Below are 18,100 nucleotides of genomic sequence, written 5' to 3'. Positions count from 1 at the left end.
AGCATGGGCAAAGGGTGGGACTTGCGTGGCTCTTCCCACCTTTCTCCCACTCTTCCACCACCTCTCCTATGCGCAGCATGGGCAAGGGGTGGGCTATGCATGGCTCTTCCCACCCTTCTCGCACCCTTCCACTACTCTCCCATGCATGCTTAGAATGAATAACCAAATAAAAAAGGAGAAGCCACTGCTTCTCCCTTTCTGGATCGATCTATTATAAACTCAAAATATGGAATCCTGAATCGACATGAATGTTTTCTCCTGTGATCCCTCTTGATAACGGGCTAAAGAGGAATAGGGCTGTGTCTCCGACTTCTTCTTGTGTGACTTGTCTTCTGAGCGGGGCTTTTTCTTCGAATACTTTACGAATGGTATTAAAGTCGCCGACTCCTTTGGCTGAGAGGGTCCGGATGGCTCCTGCAGAGATGGAATTTACACGGATGCCGGATGGTCCGAGATCATTGGCCAAGTATTTAACGCTTGCTTCGAGGCTTGCTTTTGCAACTCCCATAACATTGTAGTTCTGGACAACTCTTTCTCCACCTAAATAAGTGAGAGTGACGATGCTCGCTCCTTCATTCATCATGTCCCGGGCAGCCTTGGCAACGGCAGTCAGTGAATAGGAGCTGATGTTTTGAGCTAATAAGAAGCCTTCTCTGTTTGTATTTAAGTATTCGCCTTTTAATTCTTCTTTGTTGGCGAAAGCAATGCAGTGAGCGATTCCATCGATTTTTCCGTATTTTTCGCGGATATCGGCGAAGCATCTTTCGATTTCTGCGTCGCTTGTGACATCACATGGAAGGACATAGGTGTCTTTCCCTCCCTCTAAGCTGTCGACTAATTCATGTACTCCCTTTTCCATCCGTTCACCGGCGTATGTAAAAATCAGTCTGGCCCCAGCTTTATAAAGGGCAGTCGCAATTCCCCATGCGATGCTCCGTTTATTGGCTACTCCCATGATGACAATTGTCTTATTATCCACATTCACGTTCATAAAAGGAATCCTCCCCATAATTAATACATATTATTAGTACCTGATACTAATTTATACTAATAACCATCTTCATGTAAAGCCTATTTCCTAAATTATCCTAGGCGACTCATGAAAATGGTGGCCATTCCGAAATAAATGACGATACTGATTAAGTCATTGATTGTGGTGATAAAAGGTCCTGAAGCTACAGCCGGGTCGATTTTGAGCTTATTCATAACCAGCGGCACAAGGCTGCCCGCCAATGTAGCCACCATTAGGGAAACAAGAATGGAGTTACCGACAAGGATGGCTAGGAAAAGATCATCCTGCCAGGCAAAGACAAGGATTGTCACGAGAATTCCGCATGTAACGCCCGTGATAAGACCTGTACCTGCTTCCCTCAACAGGAGGAGCCATTTATTCTCTTCTGCAATTTCGCCAGTGGCAATCCCGCGCACGATGACGGCAAGGCTTTGTGTTCCTGTATTGCCTGCCATCCCTGCAATCAATGGAATAAAGACTGCTAAGATTGCTTTTTGAGATAGAGCACTCTCAAAATGACTAATTAGGTTTGCTGTGATCAATCCGAGGAACAATAAGATAATCAGCCACGGTAATCGTTTTCGAGCAGAGGAAAGCGGATTGGTATCTAGCTTTTCCATTTCAGATACCCCTGCTAGCTTGGAATAGTCGTCTGAGGCAATTTCGTCCATAACATCCATGATGTCATCAACTGTAATAATTCCGACCATATGCAATTGGAAATCGACGACGGGTAATGCCAGGAAATCATAGTCCCGCATCATCCTTGCAACTGTTTCCTGATCATCACTTACTTTTGCATAATGGACTTGCTCATTCATCAATTCAAAGATCCACGTATCATCAGCAGCGACCAATAAATCACGCAAGGATATGACTCCAGTGAGCTTATTCTGGTGGTCAACGACATAAATATAATAGATTAATTCAGCATCCAATGCCTCTTTTCGAAGCATTTGCATTGCGTCCCTGACCGTCTGATTCTCTGAGACGCCAATGTACTCCGTTGTCATGATGCTTCCTGCGGTTGAATCCTCATAATGAAGGAGATGGCGAATGGGTTCTGCTCGGTCCTTATCCATCAGCATTAAGTAACTAATGGTCTGCTCCTTTTCTAAATTCTCGAGCAAGTCAACAGCGTCATCCGTATACATATCGGCAATCACAGAAGCAGCATAATTTGGGTCCATATCGCTTAATGCATCCTCTAGCAGCTCTGTCTCATCAAGGAGGTTCCCCATTATTTCCGCCATTTCTTCCGGTGATAGATAATAAGAGACAATAGTCCTCTCTTCTCGGTTTAGCTGCATGTATATTTGGGATTGGTCATATGGGTGGAGGGTTAAATATTGCTCCCTGAATCTGTCATATTTTCCCTCTGCCAGCAATGCCCCATACACGTCTGTCAAAACCTTATGGTCGTCCATTGGATTAGCCTCCTTTCGTGAATACAGTATTGTTCATTTTGATTCATGCTAGTTGAACGATATACTATTTCTATATGATTCATTTACCAAAAAAGGGTTTAGTTGAAACAAGCAATCACTGGGAAGGATATAGAGAAGTGGATGGGAGGGTCAATGATGTATGATTGTATCGGAGATGTGCATGGATGTTTTGACGAATGCATGCAGCTATTGAAAAAGATGGGCTATCTCTTTGAGGATGGAATGCCCTATCATCCAGAAGGGTATCTGCCTGTATTTGTTGGGGACATTACAGACCGCGGCCCTGAATCCGTTAAGATGATTGAATTTGTTTGGGAGCTTGTTATACAGCAAAAAAAAGGCCTGTATGTGCCTGGAAACCATTGCAATAAATTATACCGGTATTTCCTGGGGAATAAAGTACATGCTACCCATGGATTGGAAACTACCGTTGCTGAACTTGAAGCCTTAGATTCGAAAACAAGGAAAAAAGTCGGAAAAAAATTCATCCAGCTATATGAGGAATCACCGTTATATCTCGTCCTTGATAAAGGAAATCTTGTCATCGCTCATGCCGGTATCAAGAAGGAACTAATTGGAGTAAAGAATAAAAAGGTGCAAACCTTCGTTCTTTACGGTGATATAACGGGCAGAAGTCTTCCGGATGGACGTCCAGAGCGTCTCGATTGGGCCTTGAAGCATACAGGCAATCCGATGATCGTATATGGCCACACACCTGTTTTAGAGCCGAGAGTGAAGAACAACACGTATAATATTGATACAGGAGCTGTTTTTGGAGGGAAATTGACGGGTCTTCGTTATCCGGAGAAAACCTTTTATCAAGTGAATTCTTCTCTTCCATTTGTGCCTGAGAAATTTCATGTTTATAGCGAATGAGAAAAGAGCTGAATGGGACCGCTTCCCTTTCAGCTCTTTCTTCTTTTCTTATTCGCTGATCAAGCAGCTCATATCTGGTGAAAGGACGCTCTCAAACCGCATTTGTTCACCCGTGATTGGATGATTGAATGTCAAGAAACCGCAATGGAGTGCCTGCCGATTGATTAAAGCCCTCGATCCGCCATATAGATCATCCCCAAGTAAAGGATGTCCCATGTGTGACATATGAACCCGTATTTGATGGGTGCGACCTGTCATCAATTTCAAGTGGAGCAATGAATAGGATGGATAGTGCTGAATCGTTTTGTACAGGGTCAACGCAGCTTGACCGTCTGGACGGACCTCTCGCTTTATAATACTGTCAGCCATACGGCCAATCGGCCCTTCCACACGGCCTTCAGGAGGATGGATATGTCCTTCAATTAAGGCATAATATTCCCTTGATACGGACTTCTCCTTCTGGAACAGACTAAATAAGTGATGGATATGCCGATGCTTAGCAATCAGTACCAATCCAGATGTATCCCTGTCAAGCCTTGTTACAATATGGACAGCCGCCTGATGCCCAATCTGCTCATAATAATGAACAATAGCATTGGCGAGGCTTTTCGTTGGATGTTCCCGAGAAGGAATGGTATTCATGCCTGCCGGCTTCTCAATGACCAGTACATAATCATCCTCATATTTAATGGTCAGCGGGAGATCATCTCCCTTCATCTTTTCACTGCATGCTTCAGGTGGATATTGAACGATAATCCTATCATCAGGCTGAATGATATACCGAACATTTTCAATGCACCCATTGACCATGATCTTCCCGCCCCTAAACTTGATATCAGTCAGGGCCGCCTTGGAGATTTTTTTACGGTTTAGAAATTCGCGCAGGAGCATTCCCTCCTCCTCCTTTGCAGCAGTGAATTGTAACATAAACGGCTTTGCCATCAAACTCATCCTTTATCTTCAAATCTTTCTTTACCTCATGAAAAAAGGGCCGAATGACTCGGCCCCTGCTAATCAGTCTGTCACAAAGGAATCGCGAACTCTTCTCCAGAAAGGGAATGGCCTGAAGCGTGCAAACCTGATACGTTCATCAGCCACTCGAAATTGAATGGATTTCACGTCCTTATGCAAAAGACTTAAATGATCAATCGTAATTTGGAAATCATCGCTTGTCACCGGCTTCAGCATGCAGGTATGATGCCCTGGCAGAATAAGCGGTGACCCGATTGTCCGAAACACCCGATTATTGATGGAAGCCATCTCCGTCAATTGAATCGCCGGAATGGATGGGTGAATGATGGCACCGCCCAATGCTTTATTGTAGGCAGTACTGCCTGAAGGCGTTGACACACAAAGCCCATCTCCTCTAAAGCGCTCAAAGGACTGTCCCCTAATTTCCACATCCATGACAAGGGTACTGCCCACACTTTTTACGGTCGATTCATTCAAGGCTAAGTATTTCGACTCCCTGCCCCCATGGCTGTAACGGACCGTCACTTCAAGCAGCGGATACTCAACCGTCTGATACGGCGTTTTTGCGATTGCCGTCGCAAGCTTTTCAATCTCCTCAGGAATCCAGTCCGCATAAAAGCCTAGATGGCCTGTATGAACACCGACAAAGGCAGTCCGATTAAGACGGGAGCTGTACCGGTGGAAAGCGTACAGCAATGTCCCGTCACCGCCTACGGAAATGACAATATCCGGTTGGTCTTCATCATAAATGACCCCGAGACTGTCCAGCTGATCTTTAATTTTTTGCATTAGTTCATTTGATTTAGTATCACCTTTTGACGTGACAGCATACTTCATATTCATCCCCACCTGTTAAGTGTTTTTCCCCCTCTTTTTCACGACATAAGCTTGGGCTTCCTGAATTTCAAGCTTAATCTGGGTCATTTCCTCATCCATGTGAAAGGCAGCCTCTGCAAGACTCTCAAGCCTTTTCTTCAATATTTCCGGGAACTGTCCATTGTATTTATAATTCAGCGAATGCTCAATTGTCGCCCAAAAGTTCATGGCAAGCGTCCGGATTTGAATCTCCGCCATGATTTTCTTTTCGCCATGAATGGTTTGAACCGGATATTCAATGACGACATGATAGGAGCGATACCCGCTTGCCTTTTTATTGGTGATATAGTCCCGTTCCTCGAGAATGGTGAAATCGGTTCGCTGCCGAAGCAGAAGAACGACCTGTTTAATATCATCGACGAATTGGCACATAATCCTCAATCCAGCTATATCTTGGATTTCTGATTCTAATTTATCTTCGGGTACATGCTTTTGATATGCTTTATCTAGAATACTTGCAACTGGCTTAACCCGTCCAGTCACAAACTCAATCGGAGAATGCTCGTTTTCCAAATCAAATTGAGACCGAATGCCCCTTAACTTAATTTTCAATTCATCAACTGCCTGTTTATACGGGGCTAAAAATTCATCCCAATTTCTACTCATGGACTCCACCACCTGGATTACTTTTCATAAACAATACCTTAGCGAGCTGGATACGGTTCTGTCTTTATCTGTTCTATTCAAAATTAGCCTATGGCTGTTTGTTATTTAACAATTATGTACTTAGTTTTTGTTACTTATTGTGATGACCATTCCTTCTCTAGCTGCTTACCTCCTATTTTATCACAAGAATATAACTCATTTCTAAGATTGATGTAAACTTACCAAAAAGTCATAATAAGAGGGTACCATTAATGACAGTTGGAGGAATAAAACATGTCTGAACAAATTGAGATTGAATTTAAGAATTTATTGTCGGATGCAGAATTCGAACGCCTAATTGCGGCGCATCATATAAGCGATGAACAATTTATTGAACAGAAGAACCATTACTTCGACACGCCTAACTTTGCCCTGAAGGACTGCCAGAGCGCCCTTCGTATCCGAGAAAAAAACGGCCGGTATGAAATGACCTTGAAACAGCCTCTGCCTGATGGTCATGGACTGCTTGAGACAAACCTCACGCTTGATTCCGGTGCAGCGAGAGCCCTCCTTTCAGGAGAAACTATTCAAGAGGGTCCAGTTTATGACAAAGTCCGGTTAATGGGCATTGACCCAAATCTTCTCTCTTGCTTTGGAACTTTAACGACTGCCAGAGCTGAAATCCCTTATGAAGATGGACTGCTTGTTTTTGATAAGAGCACGTATTTTGATGTGACTGATTATGAGCTTGAATTTGAAGCCAATCATTATGAGAAGGGAAAAATAATCTTTCAGGAATTGCTCCAAACGGCAAACATTCCAGCGCGGGCAACCGATAATAAGGTCAAACGCTTTTTCATGGAGATGCAAAGAGTGAAAAAACTTGAGGAGTGATCAACATGAGGGCAAGTGACTTGCCTATCGCCCTGCAAATACAGGCACTTCAATCCTTTTCAACACTTGGAAGCCAAAACAGCAACACCCGGCCAGAAACAGCAGCCCTATTTCAATCTATGCTTGGAGAGGCGCTTTCTAGTTCCAGCAATGATTCTTCATCACTTGGGCTTGGAACAATCGCAACCTTGATTCATTCCGGGCTTGGCAGCTTAGAACCGACATCAAGCCAAACGATTAAAGCATCATACAATCCTGCAAGCGGGAACTATGACGATATCATCCGTAAAGCAGCAACAACCTATGATGTACCTGAAAAGTTAATACGCGCTGTCATCAAACAAGAAAGCGGATTTGACCCTGACGCGGTCAGTATGGCAGGTGCTTCCGGATTAATGCAGTTAATGCCTTCCACCGCCTCCTGGCTGGGGGTATCTGATGTCTTTGATCCGCATGATAATATTATGGGTGGAACGAAGTATTTACGGAATATGCTCTCCAAGTATAACGGAGATATCACACTTGCGCTTGCAGCCTATAATGCCGGACCTGGTAATGTGGATAAATACGGGGGAGTTCCTCCTTTTGAGGAAACAAAAAACTATGTCAACAAGGTGCTGCATCAATATTATGCGTAAGGAAGGTGAGCGAACATATGCTCATCTTTTTCTTTTATTTGCTCAGCAATTCGCGGTCGAAAAGCAGGATATTGGAAAATTAAGGTCCCCCTTGCTAAAATTATGGTTATATGTAAAACCAATTATAAATAGAGGAGAATGATGTATGGCTGAAGTAAATCTGACACCATACGAGGCATTGGGAGAAGCTAAATTACATGAATTAGTGAATGAATTTTATGGTAATGTGGGATCCCATCCGCTTCTAGCTCCCATTTTTCCGAAAGACCTGAGCGAAACAGCACGTAAACAGAAGCAGTTTCTCACTCAGTTCCTTGGAGGACCGTCCATCTATACAGAAGAACATGGACACCCAATGTTGCGAGCAAGGCATATGCCGTTTGAAATAACACAAAAACGGGCAGAGGCCTGGCTGGAGTGTATGGAAAGAGCGATGGATACAGTAAATGTGGAAAATCCATTGAGAGAGTATATATTAGGGCGGCTGACGATGACAGCCCAGCATATGATTAACACAAAAGAATCCTTTGGAAGCGGTGATTTTTATGCCAAATCATAAAGCGTCCTCTTCCAATTGGCATGATTGGTCTACCGTGCATCATTTTTTCAAGCCTCTTGAAAAGCCTTTAGAAATCTATGTATTTATTGACCCTACCTGCCCTTCCTGCTTCAGATTAGATCGCACGCTCAAACGTCTGAAACTAGAATACGGCCATTATTTTGCGCTCAAGCATGTCTTCAGCAAGCAAACTCATACACGGCTGCCTGAGAAGTCAAGGACCTCTCAATCAGGCATTTCGTGTGAGAAGCTATGGATTGAGAAGGAATTTGCTGGTCATATTACATCAATTGCCATTAAGGCAGCAGAACTTCAAGGTAAAAAAGCAGGATATCGTTATTTCAAGAAAATACAAGAATCCCTTTTTATAAACCAGGAATGCGTAGATGCGCTTGATACACTTCTGACTTGTGCAGAGAAAGCAGATATCGACTATGATGAATTCGTTCGAGACCTTCAATCAGATAGTGCCATTAAAGCTTTGGAATGTGATTTGAAGATAACAGAGGAAATGGATGTTCAGGACCTCCCTTCCCTTGTCTTCTTCAATCAGAAGATGGAGGAAGAAGGCATCAAGGTCGCAGGCTCTTATCCATATGAGATTTATGTGCAGATACTTGAGGAGATTTTAGGATTCCAGCCGAAAGCCAACGCATTGCCTGCCTTGGAAGAATGCGCAAAGGAATTTGAGGTAGTCACCACATCCGAGCTCAGCTATATTTATCAAATGGAGCCCCATGAGGTTGAACGTGAAATGAAGAAATTAATGTTGAAGCAGGCAGTTGAGCATATTCCGCTGCAATCAGAAACATTTTGGAGATATAGGTAAAAATTTCAAAAAGCCCTTTTACTATATTATATAAAAATAAAATAAATACCTGAATATACAAGAAGAAGACTCTGTAATCGGCCAGAGTCTTCTTCTTCATACGAACAAAGGGGATGGGAGAAATTTTTCACGGTCAAACAAAGGGGTAAATGTTTGCTAGTGATCAACTTCACAATATTAATATAGCAAATCCTCATGAATCTGACAAGCATTTTGTTCACCGATTCACAAAAATGTCACATTCATTTCATAAATTTGCGTGCCCGCCATACGATAATAATAGGCAGCATCGAAATTTTATTAACTAAAGGGACGGATTCTTTATGAAAAAATTTTATCTCATCGGCTTGCTATGCCTCATCATGATTTCTTTCTTCCTGCAGCTTCTCGGGCTGATGCATGTCATCCCGCTTTACATTTCCTCTCCTATACTTTTTGCTTCATTCCTGATTTTTATTTGTGGTATTCGGCATAAGAAACGGTTTAAAGGATTTTAGACCAGACGAAAGAAAGCGGAGGGGATATATGCCCTCCGCTTTTACCTTGTTTATTTATTTAACAGCTGTTCCAATTCGGTTAATTTTTCTTCAAACACTTTGCATGCCGCCTCAATTGGCTCCGGAGACGTCATATCCACTCCGGCTTTTTTCAGCACTTCAATCGGGAAGTCACTCGATCCAGCCTCAAGGAATCCTAAATAGCGTTCTACTGCAGGCTGCCCTTCCTCGAGAATTTGACTGCTCAAGGCTGCAGCAGCACTGAAACCAGTTGCATATTGATAAACATAGTAATTGTAATAGAAATGTGGAATACGAGACCATTCTAAGCCGATTTCCTCATCAATCACAATATCCTCGCCAAAGTACTTCTTATTCAAGTCATAATACGTTTTTGTAAAGCTTTCAGCCGTCAGAGCAATTCCGTCCTGAGCCATCTTATGAATTAAATGCTCGAATTCGGCAAACATGGTTTGGCGGAATACTGTGCCTCTGAAGCCTTCGAGGTAATGGTTCAATAAGTAAATTTTCTTCTGCTCATCGTCAATTTCCTTTAATAAATAATCATTCAGTAAAGCTTCGTTTGTTGTTGAGGCAACCTCTGCAACGAAAATGGAGTAATCTCCATATTGATAAGGCTGATTCTTTCTTGTGTAATAGCTGTGGACAGAATGACCAAATTCATGTGCGAGTGTAAACAGATTGTTCACATTATCCTGCCAGTTCATTAAGATATACGGATTCGTTCCATATGCCCCTGAGGAATAAGCCCCGCTCCGTTTGCCGCGGTTCTCATGCACGTCCACCCAGCGGTTATCAAAGCCCTCTTTCAAAACAGATACATAATCCTCACCAAGCGGTGCCAACCCTTTTAAGACATAATCCTTCGCTTCCTCATATGGAATCTCCATCTTTACGTCCTTGACAAGCGGCGTGTACAGATCATACATATGAAGTTCATCAACACCTAGAATTTTCTTTCTCAGGCTGACATAGCGGTGCAGCAAATGAAGATTATCATGAATGGCACCTACTAAATTCTCATAGACACTTTCCGGAATATTATTGGCAGAAAGCGCCGCTTCACGTGCGGATGAATAATTACGAACCTTTGCATAGAAATTATCCTTCTTAACCGTTCCTGCAAGTGTGCTTGCAAATGTATTCTTATATTGGCCGTATGTCTTGTACATCGCTTCAAACGCATCTTTACGCACACGGCGGTCAGCGCTCTCAAGGAATCTTGTATACCTTCCGTGAGTGAGTTCAACCTCCTGACCATTTTCATCCTTAATAGACGGGAAGCGAAGATCGGCATTATTCAGCATGCCGAATGTATTGGATGAGGCACTTAACGCTTCTGATGCCTGCGCTAATATTGCCTCCTGATCAGCAGACAGCACATGCGGTCTTTGCAAATTAATTTCTTTCAGTACTTGTGCATAAAGCTTTAACTCTTCCTTCTCTTCCATGAAGCGATTGATTGTTTCTTCATTGATTGAAAGAATCTCCGGTACGATATAAGAGAAAATGCTGGAAGCCTGTGAATACAGATTCTTGGCCCTGTCATCCATACCTTGATAGAAGGTGTTACCCGTATCTTGGTCATACCTCATGTGAGAATATGTATATAAGCGGCCAAGACGTTCTGTCATCTCATCCTGAAATTGCAAGGCATCCCATAATACATCTGCACTTTCGCTTAATTTACCTTGATATTGTTTACCCTTTGGAAGAGATTCCTGAATTTCCTTGAATTCATTCTCCCAAGCTTGATCTGTTTCATAAATATCCTCAAGCCTCCATGTGTCCTCCACCGGGATATCATTACGTTCTGGCAATTGGTTTACATCTGCTGCCATTTCATTCCCTCCATTTCATCACATATCTAAATTAGTTTCGCCATAAATCATTGTGTTCCTCTTTTAAAAAGTCCAGCACCACCTGATTAATCGTAGAATGCTGCATCTCTTTTGTCAGAAACCCTTCCTCTATTATATAGCTATTTTCTTTATTTTTTATTAAATATTCCGTTTTTTCAAGAAATCTCATATATTCCTCTACCGGAGCGAAGAAGGGTATCTTTACGCTGGGCAGGCTCCTGATCACTATCTCTCTTTTACGTAGTCTATCCATAAAATGCCGGCGGATTCCCCAGTGTGTAATTTCTCCATGCTTTTGCTGGCAATTAAGCAAATCCATGAAGACAAGCCCTTGCCAATGATGCGGTGCACTTCCATACAGAAATGAACTTTTGAGGGGAATGCCAATCATTTTCGGCAGCATGCCTTGTATGCCAATGGAATAGAGGCTGCGAAGAAGTGGATTCTTGGCTCCTTGATACCTCCACTCATTCCGAATCAGACTTTCACGCTTTCTCATCCACTCCCGTATATACAAGAAAGGTCTTGCTCTCGGCCTCAGCCATTGTCGGATAGTACGTCCTTTTAACGGAAGCCTTTCAGCTTGTCCAAAAAATATTTCTTTCGTAATAGGTATGAGATTTCGAAGTAGAAGAACGGTTTTAGGGTTTTGAGGATCAAAGAATAAGAGGTATAAATCTCCTGAGGGGGATAATCGAATGGCCGATTGGAGAGATGCCGGCAGTGACCACTCCATACTGCCTTTTTTCTTAAGAAGGGGTAAATGGAAAATCCAAACTGGTTCAATGCCTTCCTCCTGATAGCCCATTGTCCTTTCGATAAGTCTTTCTGCAGAAAGAGCTGAGCATTGGAACTCAATCGCATAGTCTAGTCCATCCGCATGAACGGCAATATCCGCTCTTTGGGAGATGGAATGGTAATATTGCTCTAACACAGCCCTTTCCGCCCATTGTAATGCCCATTCATAAATAAGATTTTTCCCTTCTAAATGAATAATGGATTCGGGTTCATCCATGCCTGGACAACGCTCTTCTCTTTGATGGGCAAAATGAGGAATACGTCTGCTTCCCGCCTTGAACAGTACACGCTTTTGGCAAATGGGGCATTTGAATATTCGATTCTTTCGTTCTGCCAAATGGGTCGAATGAACAAGTCTTCCTTCTTCGTCGGCCGCTATCAACATCCAAACAGCTCCTTTCTAGAATTAAGGTCATTATTCTAATTCTAGAAAAGGGCTGATAATCCTCCTATGCAAGCAATTATAAGAAGGGAGATAGCAATCTTGATAAGGACTCAAAGAAACGTACGAAGAAGTTGCGGTTCTGAAAGGTTTCACTGTGAAGTTCATTAGAGACAAGCAAGTCATGCAAGTAATCGTGAACAAGCTTTTTGACACTGTTGGTGCGATACAAGAACGCATTCACCTCAAAGTTTAAATGGAAGCTCCGCATATCCATATTGGATGTACCAATTGAAGCGAGCTGCCCGTCTACAATCATAATCTTAGAATGCATGAAGCCTTCCCTGTATTCATAGATTTTCACCCCAGCTTCAAGTAATTCAGGGTAATACGACCTGGAGGCATGGAAGACAATACGGCTGTCAGGGTTGCTAGGCGCCAGCAGCCTTACATCAATTCCGCTCAGAGCCGCAACCTTTAAGGCGGAGAATATATCCTCATCCGGTATGAAATAAGGGGAGGCAATCCATACTGATTCTTTCGCTGACGTGATCATAGAGAAGTATATATTTTTGATTACACTCCATTCATTATCAGGCCCGCCTGCAAGAACCTGAACTCCGCCATGAATTTCATTCGGCGTTTCCTTCGGCATTAAATAATCTTCCGTCAAGAAGCTATGGTCGGTCATATAATACCAATCTTGAATAAATATTAACTGCAAGGCTCTGACACCCTCACCCTTCAATCGTAAATGAGTGTCCCGCCAGAACCCAATTGATTCATCCTTTCCTAAATACTCATCCCCAATGTTCAATCCGCCGACAAAGCCAATATAGCCATCCACGACGATAATTTTACGATGGTTACGGAAATTAAATTTATTATTTAAGAAGGGAATCTTCACGGGTCCAAATGCAACCACTTCTATCCCCCAGGCTCTCATTTCACGGATGAATTTAGCCGGAAGCCTCCAGGAACCGACATCATCATACAAGAACCTGACTTTCACCCCTTGCTTCGCTTTCTCAATTAGAATATCTTTTATCTCTGACCCCAATTCATCATTTCGTACAATATAATATTCCATATGTATATGATTCTCTGCTGAACGTAAGGCTTCTTTAATTGCCTCGAATGTTTCCTGGCCATTTGTCAGAACTTCTGTTTCAGTGGAGATAGAAATATTCGTATTGCCGAGTTTTTCAGCGAGTCCTAGAAGTTTATCGTAGTCATCATCCCCAATCGCTGGATGTGTATAGCCTTCTTTCGGAGCTTTACTCCCTAAATAAACCTTTTTATCAAGGAAGTATTTCTTCTTGAACATTCTCTCCTTTCGATAATTGCGACCAAATAATAAATAAAAGATAAATCCTAACAATGGAAAAGCGCCTAACACTACAAGCCAGGCCAGCGTCTGCGTCGGATGCCGATTTTCCATAAAAATAATAAAACCGATAAAGATAACTGATAATGTCCCTCCAATACTGATGTACTGGACAAGATCACTCTGAATATTCTCGCGGTATAAATAAGTAACAATAAAAATGGTTAATAAGAATAAAATGATTTTAACCGTGGTCTTCATGCCTATTCACCCTAATCCTCAAAATGTAGTACGACCTTCCTCTATACCCATTTTTAGGGTTTTTGACCCCTGCTTGCTATTAAAGAATAATAAAAAGCTAGTTCCCAAAATGGAAACTAGCTGATTACAATCATGCAAAATATTGATTAACTGTCTTAAATACATCTTCCTGTATAATGACAGAACCATATTCCTCAATTCGATGAATGGTTACCCTTGATTCATCCGAATACTCTAGAAGGATGGATAAAATATTGTCTATTTCATCTTCTTCAAATTCCCCTTCAGGGAATTCAACATAAAGATAGTATTTATTCTCAAAGGAGTATAGTTTCGTGAGTACTCCATGGACTCCATTTGTTTTGCTGAGTGCCACAACATCCTCAAAATCTTGGAAAGTAAGGACAAACTGAAGCGGTCCTTCTTCTACAGCTTGTTCATCCATTGATTGCTCCGGATGAAAATGTTCATTCAGCATTGATTCAATCTTCAGATCAACCGCATTGGCTGGGTCGTCAATCGGCAAGTCGAACTTTTGGCCGTCCTTGGAGAGTTGAGCACGCGTAACTAACACTTCTAATCCTTTTTCAAGTGCTTGGATTTGAATCCAAAGTGGACCTTCTACTGTAAAATCCTCTTCTTCGTGCACTTCATCCATCATTTCCCAGAATAGTTCTTCGCTGCGGTCCCGGTTATACCAGATCTCTTCACGATCGAAGCCGCGCTTCTCTATGTCTCCGTATGAAATATAGAATTTCACAGTGTTTTCATTAATACGCTCGATTTCCATGATTCACTCTCTCCCTTCTGGTTTGAGGTCAATTGAAGGGATTACCCCCAAACTAGGTTGTTATATCTTTTCCCTGTTTTAAAAAATGTTAATCATGGATGAACCTTTCGTCAAGTGTGGTCCTAGTTATATTTTATGATAAATATATGGCAGAGGGAAACAAAATAACCTATTTTTATTAAAATAAACAAAAAGCCCATTTAAATGAACGTGAAAAGCCCCTTGCTGCTTAACAAGGGGCAGAATGTAATGCAGTTAGTTTACTAGGCGTTGAGCTTCGCGAAGTTGAAAGGTTCTGACTTTCCGAGGAAGGAATCGTCTAATTTCATCTTCATTATAGCCGACCTGTAATCTCTTTTCATCGATAATGATTGGTCTTCTTAACAAACCTGGATTTTGCTGGATAATGGTGAACAGTTCTTGCAATGGCAGATTATCTAAGTTCACATTCAGCTTCTGGAATGTTTTTGAACGTGTAGAGATGATTTCATCTGTTCCATCCTCTGTCATGCGAAGGATTTCCTTAATCTCATCAAGACTCAATGTTTCTGAGAATATATTACGTTCTTTATATGGAATATCGTGTTCTTCTAACCACGCTTTTGCCTTTCTACATGACGTACAGCTAGGTGATGTGTATAGTGTTACCATTCCCTGTCACTCTCCCTATCGTTATAGTTCGCAAATCCATCAGTGGCTTTATATTCGACTATGTAAAGTTATAGGTTTATAATATTGGTAATGTGATTATATTGTAATTATTATAAATAAGAAACACATTAAATTTATTATACATGATAAATATTGGGTTGGGTAGATTTTTTTAGAAAAACCTGCCTCAATTTCTCAATATTACACAAAACATAATATTGATGAAATATTTGTCATATTAACCAAATCTAAAGTACCATTTCTATGGACTTAATAGGAAAGTATTTCAATCCCCTTATACTATTTAATACCCGCTGCCAATTGCGAGTAAACATCCCTTACACAGGTCAAAAGCTGAGGCAATTACACCTCAGCTTTTGATTTCTTCTAATATATCTGCCTTATCAACATGAATCTTTAAAGCCTGCTCTGTCGGTTCAAACGAACGGCCATATAGTTCTTCATCCCTGTACGTGTGAAGCTCCCGATATACATCTTGCATTCCCTTTAATACATCATGCTCCATGAGTGCAGGGTCCGGGGACCAATAAAGAATCTCAAGCTCCACTTCCTCCTCTGTTGCTGGGGAGGTTTTTTTATAATAAACAGAGCTCGCATGCTGGAAGCCTTCACGTTTATAAAAACGAAGTCTCCTTTCTGTGTCTTGCTCCGTTTCATTAACTGGCTCAACTTCGAGAAAGATCGGCTTACCCTTCAGCTTCAATTGCTCAAGCAGCTTCTTTCCTATCCCGTTGCCTCTCACATTGCCAATGACATATAAATAATCAATGAAGATAAACTCATCTCTTTCTGCATACAGTAGAATATGGTTTTTTCCTTCATCAATGTAATAATTCTTGTTTTTATTATTCAATAGAGCATCAAAATGTTCCTTAGATTTCATTTCTTCCTTTGGGAAATACTCTTTTAGTTTATTGTACCAAGTCATGTGTCTTGTCTTCTCTCCTTTGATTTCTGGTTGCACTTAAGTCAAACGGCAACACGCATTTTTACATTCTTTACACTTTTTCCCTTTTCATCTGCTAAATAACCGGCTAGAATGGAATTGTAAAGAACTTTACATTCATGAAATATATTGGAGGGACCCTTGAATGACCGAATATGCAGTTGATTTCTTCTTGTTCGCTTTATTTGTCATTGGTTTAACGGCCTTTATGGGCCCGCTTACAAACGGTATCGGCCATCTCCTTTCCCCTCGTCAGAAGAGAAACTCCTTTGTGAAACAAACAAGCCTGTCACAAGCAGGATTCAAGTCGGTCGGCGGCAAGCCAAAGTAATAAAAAAGCAGCGAGTCCGCTTCGGTCTTGCTGCTTTTCTTCATTTTATGGTGTATAGTCCACCCCAGGGGTGTATCGATTACCGGAATTCCATAGAAGGAATTCATCTATTCCTTCCTCATTCAAAGCCTTGATTTGAGCCTCTACTTCTTCTTTTCCATAAGGCATATAATTGCCCTTGCCAAGCCACGTAGCGGTGAAATCCTGAATCCAAGGCCTTGATACCGGTGGATTCTTCAATTCACCAAGCTTTTTATTCTCAAGCTTGGCATATTCTTTAATCAGCTGGTATGGCTCAAGGTCTGGCTTCGTGATACCAAAATAAGAGGTCCAATGACTTGGATAGATCATCGAGGAAATGACATCAACATGCTCTGAGATCTTCGAGAAATTCTGTCCAATTCCTGGTGCCTCCGGCAAGGTTGCCGAATACCCGAATATATCAACGGACACTTCAACATCATAAGGCTCAAGCTTCTCCTTCGCATAAGCCACAAAGTCCGTTACAGCATTCACTCGGTGCTGTACATTATCTACAGCTTTATCTCCGTAATCGCCGACGGAATATTTAAGCTCATTATCCCTTCTTTCAAATCCTTCAGGAAAACGGACATAATCAAATTGGATTTCTTCAAAGCCCATCTTAGCCGCTTCAATCGCGATGTCGACATTATAATCCCATACTTCCTTCACAAATGGGTTTACGAAGGACTCCCCGCGTCCATTCTTCCAAACCTCTTCCCCGTCCTTAAAGGACCATTCCGGCTTCTTGTTCGCTAAATAGCTGTCCTTAAAGACAACCACACGGGCAATTGGATATATTTCCCGCTTTTCCATATCCTTTAGCAATTTCTCCGGATTCTTAATCAAGTTCATTCCCGCTTTTGCATAAGGCTTTGACTCATCCGGCAGATAAGTCAAATTCCCGCGGTCATCCTTAATATCAATGACCATCGCATTCAAATCTGTCGACTCAATTAATTGGACAAGTTCTTGATATTTGCTCCCGCCGGCAGAATTGCCCGTTACATAAACTCCCCGAACCGCATCTGGATAGGTAAAGGAATAGTTCCCCCCTGGAAAGCGATTCATATCAGCCGGCACTTCCTTGTTCTCAATGCTAATCTTTTGTTCACTATGTAATTTAACCTGTCTGCCCTCAGCACTCGCCTCCGCACTCCATGCAGAAAAAGCGAGCAGATTCAACAAAATCAACTGTTTCACTATTCTCATTCTTCCCATCCACTCCTCTCTTTTCCATTTACCACCATTCATTATACACTATTCTCCAAATTACACAGAATTATGTATCTTTCATCTGGCATTAATCCACTGAATATTCCTTCTGTTCTTTTGTAAATGAAAACGAATAAACGGACATCTCTTAGACTAAACCGGCTGCCATGCTGCTTCTTTTCCTCCAAAACTCATCAAAGAGGATATAGGCTATCGCACCAATGGTACCAAGGATATTGAAAAATAAGTTACTTTCCTCCAGAGATAAAAATAGAGACAGGGATAAAC

General features: G+C 41.9%; 19 protein-coding genes. 7 read left to right on the top strand and 12 right to left on the bottom strand.

The window, feature by feature from the left end; genetic code table 11:
* Positions 1–211: 211 nt before the first annotated feature.
* Entirely contained in the window at positions 212–991 is a 780-nt protein-coding gene (fabI, locus tag ACI35L_RS04760) for an enoyl-ACP reductase FabI (RefSeq protein ID WP_439802333.1), read from the bottom strand.
* Positions 992–1,083: 92 nt separating this feature from the next.
* On the bottom strand, positions 1,084–2,439 hold the full coding sequence (mgtE, locus tag ACI35L_RS04755) for a magnesium transporter (protein WP_439802332.1): 1,356 nt from the start codon (positions 2,437–2,439) through the stop codon (positions 1,084–1,086).
* Positions 2,440–2,592: 153 nt separating this feature from the next.
* On the opposite strand from mgtE, the gene prpE reads away from it, so the two are divergent.
* Complete coding sequence (gene prpE, locus ACI35L_RS04750; protein ID WP_439802334.1) at positions 2,593–3,336, top strand: bis(5'-nucleosyl)-tetraphosphatase PrpE; 744 nt, start codon at positions 2,593–2,595, stop codon at positions 3,334–3,336.
* Positions 3,337–3,384: 48 nt separating this feature from the next.
* On the opposite strand, the gene ACI35L_RS04745 is transcribed toward prpE, so the two are convergent.
* The 3 genes from ACI35L_RS04745 to ACI35L_RS04735 all read right to left on the bottom strand — a co-directional run bounded on the left by ACI35L_RS04745 (position 3,385) and on the right by ACI35L_RS04735 (position 5,790).
* Complete coding sequence (locus ACI35L_RS04745) at positions 3,385–4,278, bottom strand: RluA family pseudouridine synthase (protein WP_049671755.1); 894 nt, start codon at positions 4,276–4,278, stop codon at positions 3,385–3,387.
* Between the two features lie 72 nt (positions 4,279–4,350).
* Positions 4,351–5,145: an NAD kinase gene (locus ACI35L_RS04740; RefSeq protein ID WP_439802331.1), complete on the bottom strand. Its 795-nt coding sequence runs from the start codon at positions 5,143–5,145 to the stop codon at positions 4,351–4,353.
* Between the two features lie 15 nt (positions 5,146–5,160).
* Positions 5,161–5,790: a GTP pyrophosphokinase gene (locus ACI35L_RS04735; protein ID WP_049671757.1), complete on the bottom strand. Its 630-nt coding sequence runs from the start codon at positions 5,788–5,790 to the stop codon at positions 5,161–5,163.
* A 273-nt stretch (positions 5,791–6,063) separates the two neighbouring features.
* On the opposite strand from ACI35L_RS04735, the gene ACI35L_RS04730 reads away from it, so the two are divergent.
* The 5 genes from ACI35L_RS04730 (at position 6,064) to ACI35L_RS04710 (ending at position 9,186) form a co-directional block, all read left to right on the top strand.
* On the top strand, positions 6,064–6,663 hold the full coding sequence (locus tag ACI35L_RS04730; protein WP_049671758.1) for a CYTH domain-containing protein: 600 nt from the start codon (positions 6,064–6,066) through the stop codon (positions 6,661–6,663).
* Positions 6,664–6,668: 5 nt separating this feature from the next.
* A complete protein-coding gene (locus tag ACI35L_RS04725) occupies positions 6,669–7,301 on the top strand; it encodes a lytic transglycosylase domain-containing protein (protein ID WP_049671759.1) in 633 nt (210 codons plus the stop codon).
* Positions 7,302–7,446: 145 nt separating this feature from the next.
* A complete protein-coding gene (locus tag ACI35L_RS04720; protein ID WP_049671760.1) occupies positions 7,447–7,860 on the top strand; it encodes a globin domain-containing protein in 414 nt (137 codons plus the stop codon).
* Positions 7,847–8,689, top strand: coding sequence for a DsbA family protein (locus ACI35L_RS04715; protein ID WP_053103770.1), 843 nt, complete (start codon positions 7,847–7,849; stop codon positions 8,687–8,689). The genes ACI35L_RS04720 and ACI35L_RS04715 overlap by 14 nt, the downstream gene beginning before the upstream one ends.
* Positions 8,690–9,012: 323 nt before the next feature.
* Entirely contained in the window at positions 9,013–9,186 is a 174-nt protein-coding gene (locus ACI35L_RS04710; RefSeq protein WP_197089942.1) for a hypothetical protein, read from the top strand.
* A 50-nt stretch (positions 9,187–9,236) separates the two neighbouring features.
* On the opposite strand, the gene pepF is transcribed toward ACI35L_RS04710, so the two are convergent.
* The 6 genes from pepF to ACI35L_RS04680 all read right to left on the bottom strand — a co-directional run bounded on the left by pepF (position 9,237) and on the right by ACI35L_RS04680 (position 16,227).
* Positions 9,237–11,048, bottom strand: a complete 1,812-nt coding sequence (gene pepF / locus ACI35L_RS04705; RefSeq protein ID WP_049671761.1) for an oligoendopeptidase F — start codon at positions 11,046–11,048, stop codon at positions 9,237–9,239.
* 31 nt (positions 11,049–11,079) lie between these two features.
* On the bottom strand, positions 11,080–12,252 hold the full coding sequence (locus ACI35L_RS04700; RefSeq protein ID WP_049671762.1) for a competence protein CoiA: 1,173 nt from the start codon (positions 12,250–12,252) through the stop codon (positions 11,080–11,082).
* 76 nt (positions 12,253–12,328) lie between these two features.
* The gene (cls, locus tag ACI35L_RS04695) at positions 12,329–13,837 is read right to left on the bottom strand and encodes a cardiolipin synthase (protein ID WP_049671763.1); all 1,509 of its coding nucleotides are present in this window, start codon (positions 13,835–13,837) and stop codon (positions 12,329–12,331) included.
* A 130-nt stretch (positions 13,838–13,967) separates the two neighbouring features.
* Positions 13,968–14,627, bottom strand: a complete 660-nt coding sequence (gene mecA, locus ACI35L_RS04690) for an adaptor protein MecA (RefSeq protein ID WP_049671764.1) — start codon at positions 14,625–14,627, stop codon at positions 13,968–13,970.
* Positions 14,628–14,882: 255 nt separating this feature from the next.
* A complete protein-coding gene (gene spxA, locus ACI35L_RS04685) occupies positions 14,883–15,278 on the bottom strand; it encodes a transcriptional regulator SpxA (RefSeq protein WP_049671765.1) in 396 nt (131 codons plus the stop codon).
* A 370-nt stretch (positions 15,279–15,648) separates the two neighbouring features.
* Positions 15,649–16,227: a GNAT family N-acetyltransferase gene (locus ACI35L_RS04680; protein ID WP_439802330.1), complete on the bottom strand. Its 579-nt coding sequence runs from the start codon at positions 16,225–16,227 to the stop codon at positions 15,649–15,651.
* 163 nt (positions 16,228–16,390) lie between these two features.
* Here ACI35L_RS04680 and ACI35L_RS04675 point away from each other — a divergent pair, with 163 nt between their 5' ends.
* Complete coding sequence (locus ACI35L_RS04675; RefSeq protein ID WP_049671767.1) at positions 16,391–16,576, top strand: hypothetical protein; 186 nt, start codon at positions 16,391–16,393, stop codon at positions 16,574–16,576.
* A 45-nt stretch (positions 16,577–16,621) separates the two neighbouring features.
* Here ACI35L_RS04675 and ACI35L_RS04670 read toward each other — a convergent pair whose 3' ends face one another.
* The gene (locus ACI35L_RS04670) at positions 16,622–17,809 is read right to left on the bottom strand and encodes a putative glycoside hydrolase (protein WP_439802329.1); all 1,188 of its coding nucleotides are present in this window, start codon (positions 17,807–17,809) and stop codon (positions 16,622–16,624) included.
* Positions 17,810–18,100 lie beyond the last annotated feature (291 nt).

It is taken from the genome of Pradoshia sp. (assembly GCF_051873915.1).
In the GTDB taxonomy this organism is placed as follows: domain Bacteria; phylum Bacillota; class Bacilli; order Bacillales; family Pradoshiaceae; genus Pradoshia.
This window is presented reverse-complemented; position numbering and strand designations above follow the sequence as displayed.

What these genes read in the sequence shown, in the direction of transcription:
- ACI35L_RS04680 (WP_439802330.1), bottom strand. Translation starts at nt 16,227, where the DNA reads ATGACTTGGTACAATAAACTAAAAGAGTATTTCCCAAAGGAAGAAATG.
- mecA (WP_049671764.1), bottom strand. Translation starts at nt 14,627, where the DNA reads ATGGAAATCGAGCGTATTAATGAAAACACTGTGAAATTCTATATTTCA.
- ACI35L_RS04670 (WP_439802329.1), bottom strand. Translation starts at nt 17,809, where the DNA reads ATGAGAATAGTGAAACAGTTGATTTTGTTGAATCTGCTCGCTTTTTCT.
- fabI (WP_439802333.1), bottom strand. Translation starts at nt 991, where the DNA reads ATGAACGTGAATGTGGATAATAAGACAATTGTCATCATGGGAGTAGCC.
- ACI35L_RS04675 (WP_049671767.1), top strand. Translation starts at nt 16,391, where the DNA reads ATGACCGAATATGCAGTTGATTTCTTCTTGTTCGCTTTATTTGTCATT.
- cls (WP_049671763.1), bottom strand. Translation starts at nt 13,837, where the DNA reads ATGAAGACCACGGTTAAAATCATTTTATTCTTATTAACCATTTTTATT.
- ACI35L_RS04735 (WP_049671757.1), bottom strand. Translation starts at nt 5,790, where the DNA reads ATGAGTAGAAATTGGGATGAATTTTTAGCCCCGTATAAACAGGCAGTT.
- ACI35L_RS04720 (WP_049671760.1), top strand. Translation starts at nt 7,447, where the DNA reads ATGGCTGAAGTAAATCTGACACCATACGAGGCATTGGGAGAAGCTAAA.
- ACI35L_RS04730 (WP_049671758.1), top strand. Translation starts at nt 6,064, where the DNA reads ATGTCTGAACAAATTGAGATTGAATTTAAGAATTTATTGTCGGATGCA.
- prpE (WP_439802334.1), top strand. Translation starts at nt 2,593, where the DNA reads ATGATGTATGATTGTATCGGAGATGTGCATGGATGTTTTGACGAATGC.
- ACI35L_RS04740 (WP_439802331.1), bottom strand. Translation starts at nt 5,145, where the DNA reads ATGAAGTATGCTGTCACGTCAAAAGGTGATACTAAATCAAATGAACTA.
- spxA (WP_049671765.1), bottom strand. Translation starts at nt 15,278, where the DNA reads ATGGTAACACTATACACATCACCTAGCTGTACGTCATGTAGAAAGGCA.
- ACI35L_RS04700 (WP_049671762.1), bottom strand. Translation starts at nt 12,252, where the DNA reads ATGTTGATAGCGGCCGACGAAGAAGGAAGACTTGTTCATTCGACCCAT.
- mgtE (WP_439802332.1), bottom strand. Translation starts at nt 2,439, where the DNA reads ATGGACGACCATAAGGTTTTGACAGACGTGTATGGGGCATTGCTGGCA.
- ACI35L_RS04725 (WP_049671759.1), top strand. Translation starts at nt 6,669, where the DNA reads ATGAGGGCAAGTGACTTGCCTATCGCCCTGCAAATACAGGCACTTCAA.
- ACI35L_RS04745 (WP_049671755.1), bottom strand. Translation starts at nt 4,278, where the DNA reads ATGGCAAAGCCGTTTATGTTACAATTCACTGCTGCAAAGGAGGAGGAG.
- ACI35L_RS04715 (WP_053103770.1), top strand. Translation starts at nt 7,847, where the DNA reads ATGCCAAATCATAAAGCGTCCTCTTCCAATTGGCATGATTGGTCTACC.
- ACI35L_RS04710 (WP_197089942.1), top strand. Translation starts at nt 9,013, where the DNA reads ATGAAAAAATTTTATCTCATCGGCTTGCTATGCCTCATCATGATTTCT.
- pepF (WP_049671761.1), bottom strand. Translation starts at nt 11,048, where the DNA reads ATGGCAGCAGATGTAAACCAATTGCCAGAACGTAATGATATCCCGGTG.